At 45.5% G+C, this 23,685-nt stretch carries 15 protein-coding genes; 9 read left to right on the forward strand and 6 right to left on the reverse strand.

The features are described from left to right. Positions 1–255: 255 nt before the first annotated feature. The 4 genes from QUA45_RS01985 to QUA45_RS02000 form a co-directional block, all read right to left on the reverse strand. On the reverse strand, positions 256–1,431 hold the full coding sequence (locus tag QUA45_RS01985; RefSeq protein ID WP_333096359.1) for an aminotransferase class V-fold PLP-dependent enzyme: 1,176 nt from the start codon (positions 1,429–1,431) through the stop codon (positions 256–258). 49 nt (positions 1,432–1,480) lie between these two features. Beyond that, complete coding sequence (locus tag QUA45_RS01990) at positions 1,481–2,086, reverse strand: molybdenum cofactor guanylyltransferase (RefSeq protein WP_333096357.1); 606 nt, start codon at positions 2,084–2,086, stop codon at positions 1,481–1,483. A gap of 130 nt (positions 2,087–2,216) precedes the next feature. Further along, positions 2,217–3,281: an anthranilate phosphoribosyltransferase family protein gene (locus QUA45_RS01995; protein WP_333096355.1), complete on the reverse strand. Its 1,065-nt coding sequence runs from the start codon at positions 3,279–3,281 to the stop codon at positions 2,217–2,219. Positions 3,282–3,374: 93 nt separating this feature from the next. After that, positions 3,375–4,349, reverse strand: a complete 975-nt coding sequence (locus tag QUA45_RS02000) for a LysR family transcriptional regulator (protein WP_333096354.1) — start codon at positions 4,347–4,349, stop codon at positions 3,375–3,377. Positions 4,350–4,962: 613 nt separating this feature from the next. Between QUA45_RS02000 and QUA45_RS02005 the strand changes: the two genes are divergently transcribed. Further along, positions 4,963–8,355, forward strand: coding sequence for a PAS domain S-box protein (locus tag QUA45_RS02005; RefSeq protein ID WP_333096352.1), 3,393 nt, complete (start codon positions 4,963–4,965; stop codon positions 8,353–8,355). A 35-nt stretch (positions 8,356–8,390) separates the two neighbouring features. Here the strand turns inward: QUA45_RS02005 and QUA45_RS02010 are convergent, their stop codons facing one another. After that, positions 8,391–10,604 (reverse strand): polysaccharide biosynthesis tyrosine autokinase, encoded by a 2,214-nt coding sequence (locus QUA45_RS02010; protein WP_333096350.1) that lies wholly within the window; start codon positions 10,602–10,604, stop codon positions 8,391–8,393. Between the two features lie 440 nt (positions 10,605–11,044). On the opposite strand from QUA45_RS02010, the gene QUA45_RS02015 reads away from it, so the two are divergent. The 5 genes from QUA45_RS02015 to QUA45_RS02035 all read left to right on the forward strand — a co-directional run bounded on the left by QUA45_RS02015 (position 11,045) and on the right by QUA45_RS02035 (position 19,027). After that, positions 11,045–13,822: a polysaccharide biosynthesis protein gene (locus QUA45_RS02015; RefSeq protein WP_333219146.1), complete on the forward strand. Its 2,778-nt coding sequence runs from the start codon at positions 11,045–11,047 to the stop codon at positions 13,820–13,822. Positions 13,823–13,902: 80 nt separating this feature from the next. Then, positions 13,903–15,237, forward strand: coding sequence for an oligosaccharide flippase family protein (locus tag QUA45_RS02020; protein WP_333096347.1), 1,335 nt, complete (start codon positions 13,903–13,905; stop codon positions 15,235–15,237). Continuing rightward, positions 15,185–16,381: a glycosyltransferase family 1 protein gene (locus tag QUA45_RS02025; protein WP_333219148.1), complete on the forward strand. Its 1,197-nt coding sequence runs from the start codon at positions 15,185–15,187 to the stop codon at positions 16,379–16,381. The genes QUA45_RS02020 and QUA45_RS02025 overlap by 53 nt, the downstream gene beginning before the upstream one ends. A 28-nt stretch (positions 16,382–16,409) precedes the next feature. Then, entirely contained in the window at positions 16,410–17,774 is a 1,365-nt protein-coding gene (locus QUA45_RS02030; RefSeq protein ID WP_333219150.1) for an O-antigen ligase family protein, read from the forward strand. A gap of 35 nt (positions 17,775–17,809) precedes the next feature. Beyond that, the gene (locus QUA45_RS02035) at positions 17,810–19,027 is read left to right on the forward strand and encodes a hypothetical protein (RefSeq protein WP_333096343.1); all 1,218 of its coding nucleotides are present in this window, start codon (positions 17,810–17,812) and stop codon (positions 19,025–19,027) included. A 72-nt stretch (positions 19,028–19,099) separates the two neighbouring features. Here the strand turns inward: QUA45_RS02035 and QUA45_RS02040 are convergent, their stop codons facing one another. Then, the gene (locus QUA45_RS02040; protein WP_333096341.1) at positions 19,100–19,651 is read right to left on the reverse strand and encodes an acyltransferase; all 552 of its coding nucleotides are present in this window, start codon (positions 19,649–19,651) and stop codon (positions 19,100–19,102) included. A gap of 411 nt (positions 19,652–20,062) precedes the next feature. Here QUA45_RS02040 and QUA45_RS02045 point away from each other — a divergent pair, with 411 nt between their 5' ends. The 3 genes from QUA45_RS02045 to QUA45_RS02055 are packed head-to-tail and all read left to right on the forward strand — an operon-like array spanning position 20,063 to position 23,358. Beyond that, positions 20,063–21,259: a glycosyltransferase family 4 protein gene (locus QUA45_RS02045; protein ID WP_333219151.1), complete on the forward strand. Its 1,197-nt coding sequence runs from the start codon at positions 20,063–20,065 to the stop codon at positions 21,257–21,259. After that, positions 21,256–22,407: a glycosyltransferase gene (locus tag QUA45_RS02050; RefSeq protein WP_333096337.1), complete on the forward strand. Its 1,152-nt coding sequence runs from the start codon at positions 21,256–21,258 to the stop codon at positions 22,405–22,407. Before QUA45_RS02045 ends, QUA45_RS02050 begins: the two co-directional genes overlap by 4 nt. 3 nt (positions 22,408–22,410) lie before the next feature. Continuing rightward, positions 22,411–23,358: an NAD-dependent epimerase/dehydratase family protein gene (locus QUA45_RS02055; protein ID WP_333096335.1), complete on the forward strand. Its 948-nt coding sequence runs from the start codon at positions 22,411–22,413 to the stop codon at positions 23,356–23,358. Positions 23,359–23,685 lie beyond the last annotated feature (327 nt).

Below are 23,685 nucleotides of genomic sequence, written 5' to 3' on the forward strand. Positions count from 1 at the left end.
AGATTGGAGAAATCTATGGCTATCGGGATTAAGAGCAGTTTTTTATCTGAGGTAAATGGTAACAAATTAAAAAAGTGTTAAAGATTATTATTTGCCGAATTTATACTTCTAATTGTGCCTTGTTTGATAACAATTATTATGTTGGTAGTAAGGACGAATACTCTGTATTCACTAAAACTATGAAAACTTCATCCTAACTAGAAACCTATAACTGTTCGTAGCTGGGTGTTATGTTTATTTTCGGGAAGCTTCAGCTCAAATTTTCGTCAGCTCAACCAGCGCCTTAGCTAAATATTGATACTGTGGCAAAGTATTGTACAACTGAGCCGAAATCCTCACCAACTGCTTGCTAGCATCCGGCCAAGGAATCACCGGAACTTCTATCTTGAAAATCTCCCACAGTGCCTCTTGCAAAGGTGGGATTCCTCCCTTTGCAACCACATCAGACTGAGAGTCTACCAGTTGCACAACCGCCATAGAACCCACCATTTCATCAGGACAAGGCAGTGGCAAATCTAATTTGTCTGCCAATATTTTTCTCCCCGCCAAGGCTAAAGCATGATTTTTTGCCCTCAATTCCGGCCAGCCGCCGCTCAACAAAGAACCCATAAAATCAATAGCTACAGGCACGCACAAATAGGGACTGGGATCGACAGTTCCCATCCAATCAAATTCTAATTGAAAGCGCGATTTATCAGCGCGGGGCGAATTAGCACCGTGACTGATCGTAGTTGGCCGAATGGCATTTTGCTTGTCGCGCCGCACGTATAAAAAGCCCGCACCTTTCGGCGTACACAGCCATTTGTGGCAATTTCCGGTATAGTAAGCCGCGCCAATTTCCTCTAAATTCAAGGCTACCATTCCCGGCGCGTGAGCTCCGTCTACTAATACATCGACGCCACGGTTAGCTAACTCGCCGACTAATTGTTTGATGGGAAATATTAAACCTGTTTGGCTGACAACGTGGTCTAATAAGGCTAACTTTGTTTTCGGTGAAACGCACTTAATTATTGCTTCAATAATTTGGTCGGGTGACTCAATTGGAAAGGGGACTTCTGCTACTATTACTTTAGCGCCTGTACGCTCGGCTACAAAATTAAGTGTGTTGCGACAAGCGTTGTATTCTTGATTTGTAGTTAGCAATTCGTCGCCCGAAGAAAAACAGAGCGATCGCAAAACTGCATTGACTCCCGTCGTCGCATTCGGGACAAACGCCAAGTCATCCTCACTCGCACCAATAAATGCTGCTAACTGATTTCTTGCATTATCCAACAATGGTTCAAATTCCCGCAGTAAAAAGCGCAATGGTTCTCTTTCCAGTTGTTCTCGAAAAATGGTTTGCGCTTCGAGTACGGGAATCGGACAAGCCCCAAAAGAGCCGTGATTGAGGAAGGTTATATTGCGATCGAGCAACCAATATTCGTTAATCATTAGTAATTAATCCTTAGTCAGTAGTCATTAGTCATTAGTCAGTTAACCGTCAACTGTCAACCATTTTACCTTTTAATTGCTCAAACTCTTCTAATGTATTGCAATTGGATAACATTACTGCTTCTCGTTCCCCTACAGGTAGAGGGATGGCGGAGGTTTGATTTAACCACACTTGAAAGGAACGTCCCCCTTTGTCAATAAAACTTTGCAAACTGGGCAGAGATTGTTGGCGGTAGAAGCCACACAAAGGCTCCCAGCGCGAATTGTGATAAGGCACAACTGCTAAAGTTGATGGGGGAAATTCTGTTAACTGACTTGCCCACTTCTGAATAATCTGGGTATCCAACAAAGGCAAATCACAAGCTAACAGTAAAATCCACTCGGCGGCAATTTCTGTCAATCCCTGAGTCAATGCAACCAATGGCCCGGAGCCTGGATTGTACTCTACAAGAAATTGTGATGTTTCGGTTAAGGTCGATCGATAGCGATCGGGCCAAGCAGTCAGAACATAAACTGCTGGCGTTACAACTGCCGCCACTTCCAACGCCCGCTGCAATAGGGATTTGCCCTGAATTTCCAGCAGAGCTTTATCCCTACCCATCCGCGAACTTTGGCCGCCGGCAAGCACAATTACAGCAATTTGATGGTTAGTCATTAGTCAGTAGTCATCGTAAGAATTGCCTGTTTTGAACAGGCAAGATGCCTGTTCAACAATAATTATTGGAGATGTCTAGTAGTCAGCAGTCAGTAGTTAACGGTTAACTGTCAACTTTCAACTGTCATTCTCAACTCAAAACGCTAACGGCTTGGCTAACTTCCTCAAGTTTTTGCACGACTTGACCACTACTCAATAAAGTTTCTGCCTCAATCAAACCCGAGTTCATATCCAAACAAATTCCGCTGAGCCACAGATAAAATCCGCCGTTCCAGATAGCGGACTGCATCAATTCCGAGGGTTTTCCCAGCAACACTTCCTGCATTTGTTTGAATAACTCAGAGGCTGATTCAAAGGCAGGATTTGTGCTGCTAAAACCGTAATCTCCGTGGGCCAAAAGCACTCGCTCGAAGTCAGCGTCCGGCTTAGCAATGCCGATAATCGCAGTACGATCGCGCGGCAAATCGCAGCTTCCCTCCAATCCCTTGACAGTGGTATAATTTTTGATTCCCCGCAACTCAAAGGCTTTTTGAAACATACCTTCTGTGGGCGGGTGGACGTAGCCGGATATGACATTAACGTCGCCGGCACAGGGACACCACATCAACTCCATTGTGGAAAAAGGTGGTCGTTTGCCAATTTCGCGGCGGTAGGGTACTAAAGCTGCTGCTTGAGGAAAATGCTTGGGAAGGTAAACAAAACCTAAACCCGTACTGTCAAAAACTTGCTGGACTTTTTCTAAAGTCAGTTTTCTCCAGTCTACTCCCAAACCGCGCCAAATTTCAATCAGGGGAATGCCTTCCTTGGTTGGCATGGTATCGCCCCCGTGCATGAGGCTTGGGACGCCAGAGGCGGCTAAAATTAGGGCTGTTAAAGGGCTAATTGGAGCCGTTCGCGATCGCCCGTCGTAAGCAACGCCAAATACGGCGACGGTAGAGACGGAAAAACCTTTTTCTCGGTTTGGGGGGGCAAGCATAGGGCCCAATTCTTCATAAGCATCGAGCATTCCGGCTAATTCTTCCCCAGTGGGCCGTTTAATGCGGTGGGCAATCATAAAAGCTCCGATTTGAGCCGGTGTTGCTTCCCCCAGCAGCATCATCCGCGTGGCTGCTGCTGCTTCGGAACGAGTTAAGTTTTCTCCTGTGTGTACTCCGCTGCCAATTTTTCGCAGCAATTCTCTAAATGCGTCACTCATAACTTTTGAAGTTAGTAATTGGTAGTTAGTAATTGGTAATATTTGAATCGTTTTAAATTTAAAATTCCCAAAATTCAATTCAAAATTATCTAATTAACTGCCTGATTTTTCTAGCTTGATTACATCAAGTGGCGGCACAAATTCGCGTACCAGATTCCAAAAATGGGCGATCGGCGGAATTTGCATTCGATCGTGAGTTGTCACTAATACCACTTCGCGAGTCCAAGTGGGATCTGCGGCCAATTGACCGATCGCCGAAACCTTGGAATTTGAGCGCTCTTGGGCGATCGACCGCACTGCTAAAGTGCGATCGCCCTTCGCGTCCACCAAAGCTGAATGCGGCAGCAAAGCAATCAATTCTCCCTGTCGCACCACACCCCGAAAAGCATCAAGAGTGTTGAGTTCCAAAACAGCATGAAGTTTAGCACCTATGCGTCCAAATTGTTCTTGCACCATCCGCTGCATTCCGTACCCGTCCTTAAACACCACTTGCGGGTAACAAATCAATTCCGGCCAAGGTACTCGATCGTACTCGGCCAGGGGATGACTAGCGGCCATCAATACCTCGATCGGCTCATTGTAGAGCACCTCAACCAACATTTCCGGGGCTTGAGTAAAATGGCGGTTGTTCATTACCACCGCGATGTCCACCAAACCGTCTTTGAGGACTTTCAGAGCTCGATCGCTCCCGAGGGAAGTCACCCGCAACTGCACGTCTGGATAGTCGCGGCAAAACTTTTGCAGCACAGGCGGCAAATAAGCAGCGCAAACCGAGTGAATCGCAGCCACGCACAGTTCCGGCTGCTTTCCCGCCCGTAAGTCTCCCAATTCTTCAGCAGCATTTTGCCAAGTCTGACATATTTTGCGAGCGTGAGGTAACAGGCATTCCCCTCCCACAGTCAGTTTCGCGTGGGCTGTGCGGTGAAACAGCGACAAACCCACTTCCGCTTCTAATCCCTGCACTTGGCGGCTAATAGTCGATTGGGTAACGCCGCACTTCCGGGCCGCTTGCTGAAAGCTACCAGTTTCAGCAACTGAAAGAAATGCTTGAAGCTGCTCTAAGCGCATGGAGGTTTAATTCGAGATGGTTTCAGAAATTTTACTGGAAGATAATCTGTGACATTAACCGATTTAGTAGCAGAATTTAGTAGACTTTGATACAGGTACAGATTAGTTTTGATTCCGGGGCGAGAGGCGGGGATGCTAAGCTCCAAGCATCAATCTGCTCCGGCAGGATTTCTAAGCCTCCAAGTAGAAGTCGGTTCTCTTATGTTGAAAGGATTTCTGAATCGGCAAACTTATCAAAAAATAGATTCAATAAAGATGAGTTTATCGAATATTGCCAGCTTCTAGCTAAACCGTTTCAATGAACGGCACTCTAGTAATCCCTTTATCAAGTGAGTTCAATCGATCTGTTTTTACGTCAGTTGTGAATTCAAAAGATAGCATTGAATTTCGTACATCCTGGGGAATTATAGTACCTCACTCTCCCTAAACCTCTCAATAAATGTACGAATATTGCAGGCCGGTTAAATCCTGCTATGAACTTTCCTCCCCGAACTAAAGTCACTCTTGTTTTATGTTTTTTTGTGTATAAACTAGAAATTAGCGGGTCAGCAACACAAGTGCAACTAGGATCGATCGCACAGGAAAGCCGAAATGCTGCCATTTTATTAAGATTATGTCATTTAACCACAATTTTATTCTGCAAGGCGGATGTTGCCAGTGGCAAGCCCAGTTGATGGGACTGCACGCGGTCAGCGATGTGTTAATTGCCTTGGCTTATTATTCAATTCCAGCAATTCTGACATACTATGCCCGGAAGCAGCCGGACGTGCCTTTGAGTAAGGGATTTCTCCTATTGGGAGCCTGGTTTTTCTGGGGCGGGACAACTCACTTGATGCAAGTTTGGATGCTGGTGCATCCCAGCGAATGGCTGTCAAGTTCGATCGCCGGCTTAACCGCTATCATCTCTTTGTGGGCTTTAGCGTCCCTGATACCCTGGATTTCTCAATTCTTGGCTATGGCTGGAGCTGCCTCTTTTGCAGGAAATACCGCGCTGCGAACCCAAAAGGTCGATCGACCGCAAGCCGACTCTGCTATTAAAAATTCCTTCCCATCCCCCACAAGCGAACTCCAGCAAATTAACCAGCAATTGCTTGCAGAAATAACACAGCGGGAGCGAGTCGAGGAACTCCTGCTTGACGCTGTAGACAAGTTGCAAGAAAGCGAAGAACGCTTCCGCGTTTTTCAGGAATTATCTCTAGACGGATTTAACGTGTTCCGCAGCATTCGCGACGAATCCACAATTGTGGATTTTGAATGGGAATACGTCAATCCCGCAGCGGCAAAAATTCAGCAGAGTACCCCTGAAGAATTAATCGGCAAGCGATTGCTGCAAGTGCTGCCCGGTCATAAAGATAATAATTTGTTCGACCGTTACGTCGAAGTTATAGAAACAGGAATTCCCCTCGACACCGAGATTTATTACAACAGCGAAGGCATTGTCGGCTGGTTTCGGATTATGACCGTTAAATTGGGCGATGGCATTGCTATTTCTTTTGGGGATATTACTAAGCGCAAGCAAGTAGAAGCATCCCTGCGCGAGGCGCTGCAAAAACTAACTTCTCATTTTGAAAATACCCCCCTAGCGGTGATTGAGTGGGATGAAAACTTTCGGATCAGTGGGTGGTCGCCTGCGGCAAAAAAGATTTTTGGTTGGGACAAAATAGAAGTTTTAGGCAAGCATTTTAGCGAATGGAAATTTATCGGTCGGGGGGATTTTGAAGAGGTAGAATCGGCAATTTATAGTTTAAAAAAACCAGAAAATCGCTGCAATGTAGTTCGCAACACGAATTATAATAAGTGGGGTTCGTTGGTACACTGCGAGTGGTACAATTCGGCTTTTTACAGCGATTCTGGACAGTTGATATCGGTGCTGTCTCTGGTTTTGGACGTGACGGAACGCTTTAAATTTCTAGAAGTGCTGCGACAGTCTGAAGAGCGGTTTCGGATTGCGGCAGAAAGTGCCAGTGATTTAATTTATGAATGGGATATCGAAACCGGGATCGTGCTGTGGTTCGGTCACGTAGACGAACATTTGGAGTACGCAAAAGGCGGATTTCCGAGGACAAGAGCAGCTTGGAACAGTATTGTTCACCCGATCGACCGCGATCGAGTTTTGGCAGCGGTCGATCGGTATTTGAGTGCGCCAGACAGTTCTGCCGCCCCATTTTTTCAGGAATACCGCGTTCAGTGCCAGCGGGGCCGCTTGCTCCACTGGATCGATCGGGGCAAAGCAGTGCTTGACAAACAAGGCAATCCCTGCAGGTGGATCGGCGTGATTAGCGACATCACCGCTCGCAAAGAGGCCGAAGAACAGAGGAATTGGGCATTGGCCCGGGAACAGGCCGCCCGTCGCCAAGCCGAAGCCAGCGAACAGTTGTACCGCGTCCTCGCTGAAGCTATCCCGCAAATAGTTTGGACTGCCAGACCCGACGGCTGGCTCGACTACTACAACCAGCGCTGGTTTGAATATACTGGCTTGACGCTGGAGGAAACTCAAGGCTGGGGGTGGCAGCTAGCCCTGCATCCAGATGACGTGGAAAATTCCGTAGAAAGCTGGAAGATCTCGGTGGAGACAGGGAAGACTTACGAGGTGGAATACCGCTTTAAACGGGCATCTGACGGAGCTTACCGCTGGCATCTGGGCAGGGCATTACCCGTGCGGGACGCTGACGGGAAAATTCTCAAATGGTTCGGGACTTGTACCGATATTGACGATCGCCAGCGATCGGCCCAAACAGCCTATTTTAGCGCTCAAGCCTTGGCTTTGCTGTCGTCGGCTTCCCTAGATTACGAGAAGGCGCTGCAAGGTTTGGCAGATTTAACAGTACCGGCGCTGGGGGATTGGTGCTGTGTGCATTTGCTCGATACCGACGGCTCGATCCGCTTGCAAGCAGTTGCTCACTCTGATCCCAGCAAAGTCGCTCTGCTGTGGCAAATCGATCGGCGTATGCCGCTAGACCCCCATGGACGGCACGGAGTAGCAAAGGTGCTACGGACTGGTGAGTCGAAGCTCTACCCAGAAATACCGGAATGGGTGATCGAGGCGGTTGTGCCAGACAGGGAACTGCAGTTGGTGCTGCGATCGCAATCCCAGGTTCTGTCGGCAATCTGCGTGCCGCTGATCGCTCGTGGGCGGACGCTGGGAGCGATTTCGCTGCTGTGCGGGGAGTCGGGCCGCCGCTGCGGGCAGGACGACTTGGCTTTACTTGAGGATTTGGCGCGGGATGCGGCGGTGGCTATCGACAATGCGCGGCTTTACCGGGAAGCAGACGAGGCCAACCGGATTAAAGACCAGTTTTTGGGAACGCTTTCTCACGAGTTGCGGACGCCTCTGAACGCGATTTTGGGCTGGGCCCAGATGCTGCGGCAGCGCAAATTGAGTCCGGAAAAAACGGCTGTGGGTTTGGAGACTATTGAGCGAAACGCGCGGTTGCAGACTCAGATGATTGAGGATTTGCTGGACGTTTCCCGGATTGTGAGTGGCAAAGTCTGTTTGAAGCTGTGCCCGGTGGATTTGGCACGGATTGTAGAAACGGCCGTGAAGGCGCTCAGCCCTGATGCTGAAGCTAGGGGAATTGAAGTGGTGAGTTTTTGTGATGAAGGGGTGAGCTTGGTGAGGGGGGATGCTACTCGTTTGCAGCAGGTGGTGTGGAATTTGCTCTCGAATGCTATTAAGTTTACGCCGCCGTCGGGTCGCGTGGAAATCACCCTATCGGAGGATGGGGAACCGGGAGCAGCGGGTGGCGCCATGTTATCTGGGCCGTCTCCGATTCACTCTGTTTCGATCATTGTCAGAGATACCGGAATTGGCATCAGCAAGGAGTTTTTGCCCTTTGTGTTCGATCGCTTCCGCCAAGCTGACAGCACTTCTACGCGCAATTACGGCGGTTTGGGACTGGGATTGGCGATCGTCCGCCATCTCGTGGAACTCCACGGCGGCAGTGTCTGGGCCGAAAGTCCTGGGGAAGGACTCGGCTCGACTTTCGGAGTGCGGCTGCCAATTTAGTCAATTCTCAGTTAACAGTTAACTGTTGTTATTGGTTACTGGTTATTCGTTTTTTTAATACCAGGACTCTGCTCTTGAGTGTAAGATTCGTTGGTAAAATAGTAATGACTGTGCGGTTCGTTTTTAGGACTTACTCCATTCACCACTAAGCCCAGAACGTGCTGATTTGATTTCTTCAATAGCTCCTTCGCAAAAGCCACAGTACCAGAGTGAAGAACTCCAGGTCGCACTACTAATAAAATCCCATCGGCTTTATTCCCGATAATCAGAGCATCAGCAGCAACATTCAAAGCAGGAGTATCAACGATCACGGCATCATAACTAGCCGAAAATTGCTTAATTAATAAAGTGAGCCGCTGCGAGTCCAACAGAGCCATTGGATTAGGCGGAATCACACCGCAACTCAGTACATCTAAATTATCCATAACTTGTGCGATCGCATCCCCAAATCCAGCTTGTCCGACTATCACGTTGCTCAAACCTACTTGATTGGGAAGTTCCCAAATCCGATGTTGAACAGGACAGTGCATATCCGCATCTACCAACAAAACCTTCCTTCCTAATTGAGCTATAGCTACAGCCAAATTAGCAGATACCGTAGACTTGCCTTCTTGCGGTAGCGAACTACTGACAACAATAACTTTCAGCTCTTTATCAGAACTCAGGAATCTCAGATTTGCCTGAAGCATTCGATAAGCAGCACTGCTCGAAGTATGAGGAGTATCTCTAACCACAATCTGTCCGGGAGATAGCTCTAAATCCTGCGTAGCAGACTTAATCTGCCGGGAATTGCGCCGAGGATTTTTGTCCGGCTTTCTATGCAAAGGAATTACCCCCAACAAAGTAAACCCAAACAATTCCCTCGCCTCTTCAATAGTTTTCACAGACTTATCTTGAGATTCTAAAAGTATCGCCGCAGCTATAGCTAGCAGAGTTCCCAACAAACCGCCAGATACCAGCAATAAAAGCTTGCGAGAACCTACTGGTTCTTCAGGAACACTCGCCTTTTGGATAATCCTAGCATTCCCCACTTGCTGATTTTCAGTAATCCGAATTTGCTGAAGTTTTTTCTGCAATTCTTCATAATCAGCTTCGGCTTCTTGAAGTTTCCTTTCAAGTTCGCGCTTTTCTTTCTCTAGCTTCGGCAAAACTTTAACTCGCTGCCTGTAGCCAGCTAGAGCATTTGATAAAATAGTAACTCGCTCAGCCAAACCCTGGCGTTCTACATCTACCTTAACAAATTCTTCGATCAGTTTTGGTTTCACCTCTCCTATCTGTAAAGTTTGAGTTGGCAACAGCTTTTTTTCGCCTAAAACTTGTTGTATTTGTTGGTCTAGTAAAGCTTTTATAGTAGCTTTCTTAGTTTCTAACCTAGTTATTACAGGCGAAGTTTCCAGGTAGCGGTTTTGCTCAATTGCTAACTGCCGCTCGATCTGTTTGTACTCTTTGAGAGCTTCCTGCACCGTGCTAGATTGGCTGAGAGTGCTGGCGGTCAATGCTTGCTGGGGATTCATTTGTAATTCGTCTTCAAATGCTTTGGACTTAGCAATTGCCTTGAGCAAATCAGACTTAGCTTGGTCGATTTGACTTTCTAGTTCCGCCATAACTGCCACTGCTGATTTAGCTTCTTCTTCAAGATTTACAACTTTATTATTTTCTTTAAATTTGCTCAATTCTCCCGCGGCTTTTCGCATAACTTTCTCTGAATTAGGCAGTTTTTTTTCAATAAACTGTCGAACAGACACAGCTTCTAAGCGATTGACTTTTTGATTGTTATCTATATAATAGTTCATTAGAGTTTTTACGACATCTGCTGCTATTTGCGGATTTTTGTGTTTGTATGAAATCCTGAGAATATCAGCTCCCCGAATAGTAGCTACAGTCAGATTTTTCAAAAAATCTTTAGTTTTGAGATGATTATTTTCTTCGTCTTTTAACTGAAGTATATTGATAGTTTTTTCAATAATTTCTAGAGAACGAACGAGTTCGATCTCAGTAGTCAGAGGGTTACTTTGCTCTGCGGCAGGAGTCAACTGTCCGATTTCTTTTCCCAATTCTGTTAAAGCAGAACCAGGAGTTGTTTTCTTAAATAACAGCTTTCCTTCTGCTTCATAAATGGGCTTTTCCTCGATCGCACTGTAGCTGACGAGTGCAATAACGGAGGCAAATACAACTAAAGCTGGCAGCCACCTGCGCTTAAGAATCTGCCAGTATTGCTGAAATCCGATACCACTTTCAGTTGATTCCATCAGTTACTCCCGAAAAATGATTTTTGGTAAACAGTAACACCCTAGGCTTTTCAACTCATTATTGAGGATATCTATTGTATCACTTAAGTCAAGCACTGTCATGGTTTAAACAAATATATGTGTGTTCCCCATAACAAATAAGTTATATATTTTTGTTAAAAAAAAGTAAAGAATTATAAATTTACGAGCAAGGGAACCAGTATTAGGAGAAGATTGACTCAGCATTAAAATCTCAGAATTCAATCTAAAAAAAGAATAAAAACCACAATTAGGAGAGGCGAAGTATTCTTGGTAATCGCCTTAATGATATCACTTGAGTGATGCCGGATTAAAAGAAAGACGGATTAATTTCAGCGGGCTGGGCGGTATAAAAAAATACCTCAGCATTAGGTACTAGATATAGGTTTAGTAAAGTTTTTGTGTAATAGGGTAGGATGAATATGAGTGTCAAAAGAATCAGCAAAGTGTTGGTGGGATTAAGAACCCGTCATTTTTTAATAATCGATGCAATTTGTTTAGCAATTGCACCGTTATTTGCCCTGGCAATTCGTTTAGATGATACATTAACTCTGGCTCCCTACCTAAACAGTCTAGCGTTAGTGACAGTATTATTTGTAGCAGTCAAACTAGCAGTCTTTTATGCGGGGGGCTTCTACAAGCGTTACTGGCAGTATGCGGGTCTGGAAGAAATGGCACAAATAACGATGCTGATAGGTATATCCCTAGCAGGAGAAATTATATTGTTCCAAGAACTCTACCAGCTAAATAATTCGCCGATCGCAAATCTGCCACGATCGCTGCCGCTACTAGACGCTATCATTAGCTTTTTGTTAGTTGCGGCCATTCGTTTCAGTATTCCAGCCCTCGAAAGATGGAACCAAAAACCGTGGAAAGTTCAGCAACGCGATCGCGTCCTGATAGTCGGTGCGGGCAGTGCAGGCACATCTCTGATGCAAACGATGCAGAGGAGCCCGGAGGTAGGACTCGATCCAATCGCTTTCATTGACGACGACCCCAAAAAAATCTCCAAGCAGATTGGCAGACTGACTGTAGTCGGGAATCGCTGCAACATTCCGGAAGTAGTTCGATCGCTAAATATCGGCAAAGTTATGATTGCCATCCCCTCAGCTCCGGGAAAAGAGATTAGGGAAATCGTAGAAATTTGCCAGTCAATTGGAATTCCAACCAGCACTCTCCCCGGCCTCAATGAAATCATCAAAGGTCGCGTCAGTTTAGGTAGCCTCAGAGAAGTACAGATTGAGGACTTGCTCCGCCGCGCCCCCATTCAAACCGATACCCAGAAAGTCTTGGGATTGATTGGAGGCAAGAAAGTTCTAATTACTGGTGCCGGGGGCTCCATCGGCAGCGAACTTTGTCGGCAAATATTAAAGTGCGCTCCTGCGGAAATCATCATCGTCGGACATGGAGAAAATTCTGTATTCAACATTCAACAAGAGCTCACAAAAGTCCTGTCAGAACTCAAAAAGACCAGCCAAACCAAAACAGCTCTTACTCGCCTGACAGCTTTTATCGCCGACATTCGTTTGATCGATCGCTTAGAGTACGTTTTTGAAAAAAATAGGCCAGACATCATTTTTCATGCAGCGGCTCACAAACACGTACCCATGATGGAATTAAACTCGCCGGAAGCGATTACTAACAATGTGCGGGGGACGAAAAATCTGCTGGATCTGGCCTTGAAATACAATGTAGAACACTTTGTAATGATTTCCACTGACAAAGCGGTGAATCCAACTAGCATTATGGGAGCTAGCAAAAGAGTTGCCGAAATGCTGGTGCTGCAAGCAGCAAAAAAAAGCAAAAACCCCTTTGTAGTGGTTCGTTTCGGTAATGTTCTTGGCAGTCGCGGTAGCGTCGTACCCACTTTCAAGCGACAAATTGCTGAGGGCGGGCCGATCACAATTACCCATCCAGATATCTGTCGCTATTTCATGACAATTCCCGAAGCAGTTCAACTCGTTTTGCAGGCAGCAGTCCTCGGCGGCGGGGGGGAAGTATTCATGCTAGAGATGGGGGAACCGATCAGAATTTTCGATTTAGCCAAGGACTTGATCCGACTCTCAGGATATGAAGTGGGTCAAGACATAGAAATCGCGTTTACAGGGCTGCGACCTGGAGAAAAATTGTTTGAAGAACTGTTTATTCCGGGCGAGCAATACAACCGCACTAAACACGAAAAAATTCTTAGCTTGGGCAATGCCAGCCGCATAGTGAAAGAAAATATCGATCTGGAAGTAGAAGCTCTTTGTCAAGCAGGCGATCGCAATGATACCAATTTAATAGTTTCAATGTTACAGCAGTTAGTGCCTGAGTACGTACCAGGATATTCAACAGCGAATTTGCACGCAAATACAGCAACAGAAACAACCGCTCCGGCAAAGATTAGCAGTGCAGCATCAGTTCAGTTGGAGAATGATTTGCTGGTGGCTCTTGCCAATGAGGAGTTTCGGATTCACTATCAGCCGATCGTCTGCCTGGAAACCAACCAAATTAGTAGTTTTGAAGCACTGTTGCGCTGGCAGCACCCCTATCGAGGCTTGCTTTGGCCAGACGAATTCCTAACACTGTCAGAAGAAACGGGCTTGATTATTCCTATTGGCGAGTGGGTACTGCGGCAAGCTTGCAGCCAGATGCGAATTTGGCAGTCGCAATTTTGTCTTCAGTCTCCTTTAACAGTCAGCGTGAATCTAACTAGCAAACAGTTTTTCCAAGCCGACTTAATCCAGACAATATGCCAAATATTGAAGGAGACAAATCTTGATCCTTCTAGTTTGAGGTTAGAAATTCCTGAATATGTTGTGACGGAAAATCCAGATTTGGCTGGGTCTGTTTTTGTCCAACTTAAAAGTTTAGGGTTGCAAGTACAAATAGACCACTGCGGTCTCAGTGATTTATCATTAACTCACCTCTACCAATTGACGCGGCTGAAGTATGGGAAATTCGACAGTTTGAAGCTGGATTGCTCTTTAGTCAGCGGGCTTGATGCTAGCAACCCGAACTTAGAAATTCTTCACAAAATTATTGCCATAACTCAGGAGTTAGGCATGGGCATGATTGCCACAGGAGTTGAAACGAGATGGCAAATAGCTGAACTCAAAGCTCTGAAATGCCTCTACGGACAGGGATACTTTTTCTCGAAGCCTGTAGAATGCGCGGCGGTAGGGAACTTGATAGGGGGTATGGCTGCTAAAAGTTAATGGGGTATTTGTGACTAACTTGGAAATGGAAAAATATACGATTTGAATTCACCAATTAGCAATCAGGTAATTAGGTACTAATGCAACAGTTGAAACCACTAACATTACGCCGGAATTTTTCCTGGACTTTCACGGGTAATCTCGTTTATGCGGCTTCCCAATGGGGGATGTTAGTAGTGCTAGCTAAATTGGGCAGTCCTGAAATGGTGGGTCAATTTACCTTGGGTTTGGCGGTGACAGCCCCTGTTATCATGTTTACTAATCTGCAACTGCGAGGTATCCAAGCGACAGATGCGAAAGGAGACTATGTTTTTAGCGATTATCTGGGTCTGAGGTTAATTGGAACTGGGTTAGCACTGTTGATAATTGCGGGAATTACGCTCAAAGCTGGATATCGGTGGGAGACTTCACTGGTGATTTTGGCGATCGCCCTGGCAAAGGCTTTTGAGTCGATCAGCGATGTGTTTTACGGCTTGATTCAACAACACGAACGGATGGATCGGATTGCGATCGCCCTGATGATTAAAGGCCCTTTATCGCTGTTACTTTTAGGCATCGGAGTTTCTCTGACTGGGAGTGTTGTAGGAGGAGCGATCGGATTAGCAATTGCCTGGGGTTTAGTCCTATTCGCTTGGGATCTTCGCAATGGTAGATTAATTTTAAAGAATTCCTCGCATGGAAGAGAGAGAGAAAGTTTATTTGTTGCCGATGCTCAACCTGCAAACAGCCACAATCCCTTGTACCCGCGCTGGCACCGAAAAACTTTGGGCAAGTTAGTTTGGCTTGCTTTACCTCTGGGTTTTGTGATGATGTTGATTTCGCTGAATACTAACATTCCTCGATACTTTATCGAGCGGTATTTGGGCGAACGCGAACTGGGCATTTTCGCTGCCATGTCTTACCTGATGGTGGTTGGGCAGATGGTAGTGAGTGCGCTAGCGGAGTCTGCAAGTCCGCGACTAGCAAAATATTATGCAGCGGGAAATAGCACTGCTTTTCGCACACTTTTGCTCAAGCTGGTGGGGGTTGGCTTGATGTTAGGTGCGGGAGGCGTTTTTGTCGCGGTTGTTGCCGGCAAACCAATCTTAACTTTACTTTATAAACCGGAATATGCCGATCGAGCAGATTTGTTCCTATGGCTGATGGTGGCTGCGGGTATTTGGTACGTTTCTGCCTTTTTGGGTTACGGGATGACGGCAGCTAGATACTTTCGAGTGCAAATGCCTTTGTTTGTTTTGGTAACGGGGTGTTCTGCGATCGCTTGTCTGTGGTTAATTCCAATTATGGGACTTCAAGGGGCGGCGCTGGCGCTGATCGTTACTGCAATTGTTCAAGCAGTTTTTAGTTTAGGAGTTATCGTCTATGCACTGCACAGACTCGACAGATATCAAGGAACAAAATCAAACATCGACTAAGCAGCGTCCAATCCGTATTCTTCATGTCGTCGGCGGCATGAATCGGGGCGGCATAGAAACTTGGTTGATACACGTTTTGCGAAATATCGATCGCGATCGTTTCCAGATGGACTTTGTAGTTCACACTGAGAAACCCTGTCCTTACGACGACGAAGTACGTGCTCTTGGCAGCAAAATTATCCCGTGCCTCCATCCTTCAAAACCTTGGCTTTACGGTAACAACTTTAAACGAATTTTACGCGAATACGGGCCCTATGATATTGTTCACAGTCACGTTCACCACTTCAGCGGTTACGTTCTTTGGTTGGCAAAACAAGCCGGCATAGCTGTCCGCATTGCCCAAAGCCATAACGATACCTCCTCAGTTCAGGCAAAAGCAGGATGGTATCGGCGTTTGTATCTCGCTTTAACAGAATGGTGGGTCGATCGCTACGCAACAGTTGGTTTAGGAGTTAGCTACAAGGCAGCCGCGTCTCTATTTGGTTCAGCATGGTCAACCGATCCGCGCAGGCAAATTCTTTACTATGGCATCGATCTAACTCCGTTCCAGTCTCCTGTCAATTCGGTTGCTATTCGGACTGAATTGGGTTTACCTGCGGATGCTTTTGCGATCGGTCATGTAGGGAGATTTATCGAACAAAAGAACCATCTGTTTCTGTTGGAAATTGTGGCGGAAGTTGCCAAACGAGAACCAAAAATGCGCCTATTACTGATAGGTGATGGTTCGCTGCGCCCAGAAATCGAACAGAAAGTTATTCAGCTTGGTTTGACAGACCGTATTATTTTCGCAGGTGTCCGACCTGACGTACCCCAGTTAATGCTAGGTGCTATGGATTTATTCCTTTTGCCATCCTTTCACGAAGGATTGCCCTTAGTATTGCTAGAAGCACAAGCGGCTGGGCTTCCCTGTATTTTTTCGGATGTCATTACCGAGGAAGTCGATATTGTCAAGCCTCTGGTGCGGCGAATGTCCTTGTCGCGATCGGCATCGGATTGGGCTGAGGCAGTTTTGGCAGCACGAGGCGATACATCGGCTATTACCCAATCGGATGCACTAGGGGTTTTACAAAAGAGTTCTTTCAGTATTGATATGAGTGTAAAAGAGCTAACAAAAGTCTATGAGGCTAACTTTCCTAGCTGCTAGCATTAGTCATTTTTCGTAATTTTATTTTATGTTAGACCTGCTGTTTTGGTTGAGCTTTTTCTATTGGACGGTGCTACCATCGACCAAAACTCCGTGGTTTGAAATTGAATCGATACCTGTTAACGGCAAAGACATACTTCTTGTAGTAGTCGCTTGCATGTTCCTGTTGTGTCCGAGGAGGAAAAAAACTTCAAGTACCACCTTACAAAGACGGGAACATCTAATCAACGCCTTCCTCGAGCCTTGGCATTATCACTTGCCGATATTGACAGTTAGCCTGATATTTTATGCTACGCTATCCCTTCAAGATAGTCGCATCGACCCGCGCGATGCTAAGGGAATGATGTTTACCCTGATTTTGACAGCATCCAGCTTTTTGCTTGGCTATAATGCGATCGCAAAAAGACCGGCTGAATCTGTACGGCTATTTCTCTGGCGACTCACAGTTGGTTTAACTGGAGTAGGGCTGTTATACACAGTTGCATCTTTATCATCCTTCCAGTTTGCAGGTGTAAGAAGCGCGCTAATTAACGATCCGACAGTGCGGGTACAAGGCCCGTTGTTTGGGTCAGATGATGGATATTTTGTGCTAATACCGGCGTTAGCATTTGCGATTCAAGAGCTGATTCAAACTCCTACCAAACGTTTATTTAAGCTTACCATTATTTTTATTTTAATGCTGACTCTAATCGGTCTTGGGTCACGGGGCGCAATACTCATTATTGGTGTATTTCTTTGTTTGACTATTTTATTTAATAAAAATAAGAAAATTGCTCTTCTTGCTGCTCTGGGAGTAATTGTTTTCGTAATGATAGCAGCAGCAATAGTATTTGCAACATCAAATACTGGCGAGCGCTTGCAGTCCTTGGAAGACTCATCCCGTTCAGATACATACTTAACATCTTTTAAAATTATTGGTAATCGGACTACAGACTTGAATATTTTGGGGTCTGGGTATGGCTCTTATTGGGATTGGTATATTCTAGATATTGAGGATGGTTCAGATGCAGAGGGAGGAAGAACTTTTAAGATAATACGAACTTCCTTCGGACCAATTTTATATCACCCTCACTCAACTTTTTTGCTACTAATTGTCGAGCTAGGAATGGCTGGTTTTCTATATTTTCTGTTTTTGTGGACTGTTTATGCTCGTCTCCTGCTTCGGGATTCAAGAAAATTGGAATTTCCAATCTTGGGCTGTGGTATTGTTGCTTCAGGATTTTCACTATTTATGAATTTTTTCATTTTTAGACTGCAAATGCTCACTTGTCTGTGGTGGATTTTCCTATTCGGTGCTTTAGCCTTGAGTTCAACTGCGAGTTCGTGTAGAACACAAAATACTATTCCTCCCGATGAACGATCGCAGTTTGCAAGACACGCTGACCGACTTTAAAAAGGTAGCAAGATAATCGCATAGGAACTTAACAAATGAGTAGTAATAATAGAAAAATAACGAATAAGTTTTCTAGTAAATTAATTAGAACATTATCGGCTTTATTGATTTCAGTTATTTTTTATTTTAGTTCGTGCAATAGTTCTTATGTCAGCTTATCCTGTGCAGATCGTATCCCCGTTCTTCCTACTACTACTCCTATAGTGGGGGTGCGCGCAGACGGTACTGCTATGGTTAATGGCAAGCCCTTCTTTCCCTTTGGTTTTTATCACGTTTCCTGGGCATCTACTGCAGACGTTCGCATGAATCACTTACGTGAAATTGCGGCGGCAGGATTTAATATAATTCACCCTTCTTTTAAAAGATTTGAAAAGTTTGAAGAATATGAAAAATTTCTCGATGAGGCTGAGCGAATGGGTATTTACGTCCTGACTGAATTTGAGTTAGTGCCAACGGTCGATCCTATTCAAGTTGTCAATAAATTCAAGAATAAATCAGCTATTTTTGGTTGGAGTATTGCTGATGATGTCGATAGTAACAAAGATGGATTTACTTTGAATCAGGTTTTAGATTTACATTGTAAGTTTAAAACTGCCGACCCCGCTCACATAACCTATATTAGCGGTAGCAAAGAAAAAAAAATTTCTACTTTTATTAATAGTGCTGATGCAGTAGGAGTTCAAGCTTATCCTGTGGGATTAAATTTACCATTGAATTCGGTTAAAAATATAATTTCTATTGCTCGCGATGCTGCTCCCAACAATCGTTTAATTATTGGAAACTTGCAGTCATTTCGGTGGTATGAGAAAGGCGCGGCGGTACCAACTTTTGATGAGGTACGTAATATGACATATCAGGCCATTTTAGCTGGTGCGAAAGGAATTATTTACTACACTTATTACGATCGAAAGTGGAGTTTACTGGAACATCCAGATTTATGGATGGGAATCAAATCTTTAGTACCAGAAATGCAAGCAATTAATTCGCTCTTACTAGAAGGAGATTTCAAAACTATTGAGACGGGCGCGAAAAACATCTTAGCTGGAATTTGGGTGCATCAAAACCAAAATCTAGCTGTTTTCATCAATACTTCATACGATCGCACTCCTCAAGTGGCGATTAAACTTCCAGGAAATGTGAGAGAAGTACAACCTATGTTTTCAGGTCATACTTCTGGTATGAGCTTCAAAAATGGTCAACTCAGTGGTTTCCTCAATCCCTTAGATGTTCACGTTTATCGTCTGAGAAGCTGATTCATGAATGTTGTTTTTGCTTGAGAAAATCGATGCGATCGCACCCCCGACGGACAGGTACGGTTTTAAGGATTACTTTTGTGACACAGGTAAAAGGCATCCAATCACTTTTGCGGGGTTTCCAGCTACGATAGTGTGATCCTGAACATCTTTGGTAACAACAGCACCTGCTCCAATTACTGAACCCCGCCCTACATATCGAACTTGTGGGAGGACAATTGCTCTGTAGCCTATCCAAGCACCTTGACCAATAACCTTCGTACCTGGTGAATAAATTTCACCTGCTCTGTTTTCAGGGTCATTATAATTATGAGTATTACCGAGCAGACATACATAATCTGCTAGAGTCACAGTATCCTCTATGACTACGTTTTTTCCAATGTCACAGTATTTTCCAATAAAAACTTTGTCCCCAATCTTAACATTTTCATTGATTTGAGTATGCCAACGAATAGTTACCCAATTTCCTATCTCTATAGTTCTTCTACTGAGAAATCGAACTTCATGCTCTATAGTGATGGGAAAACCGCAGGAGCGCAAAAGCAACTTAAGGAACAAGCCACGAAAAATACCAATCACCTTTCCTAGTGTTATCTTTTTCTTAAATACAGACATCTTGACCATTGGTACAGTTTCCTAAATCTTTTAAACAATCAATATAAATATAACTGATGTTACGATATCTTAGCAAAATTTACCACCTTGACAGGGCTGGCTTCTTTAATGGCACGATCGGTAACGCTCTAATTGTTATAATTTTTACATAATCTGTAGTGTTTATCCCAATTGGTAAACCTATCAACGACATTCCGTTTAATAATACGGTCATCTAGGTATTTCTATTTCCATTGTTGCTCCATTAGATCCTGCTTCAGTAAATGAATATTTGTAAATTTTATATAAATAACTTACCTTAAAATACAGGCTATGCTATAAAAATTATGTCATTACTTAATTAAAAAATATTGACAGCAAAAAAACTCATCAAAGTTAATTTATTATTATGAATAAATAAATTTTAGGGGTTGTCAATTTATGAATGTTGTTGTTGCTCTCGAACATCGATTCGATCGCACTCCCGACGGAAAAGTTTGGACGCAAGTAGCGTTTCCACATTCCTTCTGGATGCGTTACTTGGAAGTTTTCGATCGCGTGCGCGTGGTGGCAAGGGTTCAAGAAGTTGCTTCAGTTTCTGGCGACTGCAAACGCGCAGACGGCGAAGGGGTTTCCTTCGCAGCCGTACCATACTACATCGGCCCTTGGCAGTACCTCCAGAAAGTCTCGCAAGTCCAGCGTGCCGCCAGAAATGCAGTGGCAGCAAACGATGCGGTAATTCTGCGGGTTGGTTCGCAGATAGCTTCTTGCATTCAACCGATGTTAAGCAAGATAAATCATCCGTATGCCGTAGAAGTCGTAGCCGACCCCTATGATGTCTTCGCGCCCGGTGCAGTTAAACATCCCTTGCGCCCGTTCTTCCGCTGGTGGTTTCCACGCAAGTTGAGGCATCAATGTGCTGGGGCTTGTGCTGCTGCCTACGTTACAGAAGGTGCCCTGCAACGCCGATACCCTTCTGGGTCTGGGGCGTTTTCAACCCACTATTCCAGTGTTGAATTGCCAACTTCGGCTTTTGCTGCTGCACCCCGTTTTTACGATCGCGACAACCAATCTTTCACCATGGTTAGTGTCGGTACGCTGGCTCAACTCTATAAAGCCCCCGATGTCTTAATTGATGCTGTAGCTTCCTGCGTGCAGTCGGGATTAAACCTGAAGTTGGTTTTGGTAGGAGATGGCAAACATCGGTCTGAATTGGAGGCGCGATCCCAAGCCCGCGGTATAGCAGATCGGGTTTGTTTTCTCGGCCAATTAACTGCTGGCGATGCTGTACGCGCCCAGTTGGACAAAGCAGAGCTTTTCATCCTGCCTTCCCGCCAGGAAGGTTTACCTAGAGCAATGATCGAAGCGATGGCCCGATCGCTCCCGTGCATCGGTTCTACGGTAGGTGGCATTCCCGAACTGCTGCCGGCCGAAGATCTTGTACCCCCCGGTGATGCGACTGCTTTGGCTCATAAAATTCGCGAAGTGGTGACGAATCCAGAACGCATGAGTCGGATGTCGGCCCGCAACCTGGAGAAAGCCAAAGACTATCGAGATGAAGTGCTGCAGGAACGGCGGAATCAACTTTACCGCTTCGTTCGAGAGCAAACAGAAGTTTGGTTGAGAGAAAAACAATGAACAAACTATTGATAGTAACGACGATCGCACCAACTCTCCGCGCTTTCTTCGCACCCATTGCCCGCCACTTGCGCGAGATCGGTTGGGAGGTAGACGGGATGGCCAAAGGAGTTTCGACTTGTCCAGAATGCTTGCAGGCATTCGATCGCACCTGGGAAATCGACTGGTCCCGAAACCCCACCGCGACGCAAAATCTGCTGGTTGCGCCGCCACAAATCCGAGAAGTGCTATCACAGCAAGCCTATAACCTGGTAAATGTTTCCACCCCCGTGGCGGCCTTTGTCAGTCGTTATGTTCTCAATGATTGGAGAAAGCAGGGAAAACTCAAGGTGATCTATACGGCCCAAGGTTTTCACTTCTACAAAGGAGGTTCACCGCTGAAAAATGCAATTTTTTTGGGGCTAGAAAAGCTTGCCGGGCCTTGGACTGATTGCCTAGTGGTGGTGAACCGAGAGGATGAGGAAGCGGCCAAACGATGGCTGGTTCCCGCTGAACGAGTCCGTTATATACCGGGAACTGGGTTAAATGTCGATCGCTACAACCCCTTGGAGATTCCTGAAGCAGAAATACGGAGAGTGCGCCAAGAATTGGGAATATCGCCGGATACGCCGCTGTTTTTGTCGGTTGCTGAGCTGATTCCCCGCAAGCGCCCCCACGACGTTTTAAAGGCTTTCGCTCGTTTGGGAAGACCAGAGGCACACTTAGCCTTTGCTGGCCAGGGAAAAATCAAGGAGATGCAGCAGTTGGCATCTGAGCTAGGAGTGGAAAATCAGGTGCATTTTTTGGGGTTTCGTCGGGACATTCCTGTTTTGATGCGGGCCTCAGCAGCAACAGTCCTGGCTTCTGAGCAAGAGGGGCTTCCCAATTGTGTCATGGAGTCGCTGTGCCTGGAAGTTCCGGCGATCGGTACAGATATTCGCGGCACTCGGGACTTGCTCGAAGGAGGTTGCGGCCTTCTTGTCAAGTTGGGAGATATCGACGGGTTGGCTCAGGCTATGGCTTGGGTGCTCGATCGCCCGGTCGCAGCTCGCGAAATGGCACAGCGCGGTAGTAAAAGCATACTTGCTTACGAACTCCAGAACATTCTGAAGCAATACGAGGCTTTGTACGCTGAAATCAACAACCAACAATCAACAATCAATAATTAACACATGACTAATATAGTTACAGGCGCGGCAGGTTTTATCGGCTCTCACTTAGTAGAAACTCTGTTAAAACAGGGTGAGAAAGTTATCGGCATTGATGAAGTCAACGATTATTACGAGCCCGAATTGAAGAGAAAAAATCTAGCTCATTTTGCAAAACATCCAAATTTTCAACTGCTGGAAGACAATATTTTATCTTTGGATTGGGGTCCGCTCTTGGCTAATACAGAAGTCATTTATCACCAAGCAGCGCAAGCAGGCGTCCGCGCTAGTTGGGGAGAAGGTTTCCGCCGCTACACCGATCGCAACATCAATGCAACTCAGGTACTCTTAGAAGCAGCAAAAAATGCACCGCAACTGAAAAGATTTGTGCTAGCTTCTTCTTCTTCGGTGTACGGCAATGCTGAAACTTTCCCTACCAGCGAAACTGCCTGTCCTCAACCAGTGTCTCCCTACGGAATTACTAAGTTAGCCGCTGAACGTTTGTGTTCGCTTTATTATCGCAATTTCGGCGTTCCGGCAACCATGTTGCGCTATTTCACCGTTTACGGGCCTCGCCAGCGTCCCGATATGGCATTCCACATATTTTTTAAATCAATTTTGCGCGGCGAAGCGATTTCAATTTACGGAGACGGACAGCAAACCCGAGACTTCACGTTTATCAGCGATTGCATTGCTGCTAATGTAGCTGCTGCTAAAGTTCCAGAAGCTGTGGGCGAAATCTTCAATATAGGAGGGGGAAGTCGAGTTGCTTTAGCAGAAGTTATTCACACAATGGAAAATATTGTCGATCGCCCGATTCGCATCAATTACCTAGAATCGAGCAAAGGAGATGCGCGGGATACTAGCGCTGACGTATCCAAAGCTCAGAAAATATTGGGATATCAGGCACAGGTTTCTTTGAGGGAAGGATTGAGGCAAGAATGGGAATGGGTGCAGTCTTTGTATGGTTAGGACGTACTGAATCAATAAACGCTTAAAAAAAGCTTGTAGTCAGGATTTTAGTCCTCAAAATACTAAAGTCCGCAGCTCGGATCGCACTCGTGTCAAGGTCGATTAGCCGGACATAATATTACAGGTTGGACACAGGTCAACGCTCGCACGGCCCTCGATCTTACCTACTTCATCGTTAAGTTATGTAACAGTAAGCGATCGTCCCAACCACAGGTTCACAAAGGCTTCATAAAAAACCGAAGTTATTTAAATTTTCTGTAAAGTTGACAGAACTCGTTACCGTATAAACCCCGATACTGCAAGAATCAGTGAAGTACAGTAAATTGC

The sequence above is a fragment of the Microcoleus sp. Pol12A5 genome, assembly GCF_036701435.1.
Lineage (GTDB): Bacteria > Cyanobacteriota > Cyanobacteriia > Cyanobacteriales > Microcoleaceae > Microcoleus.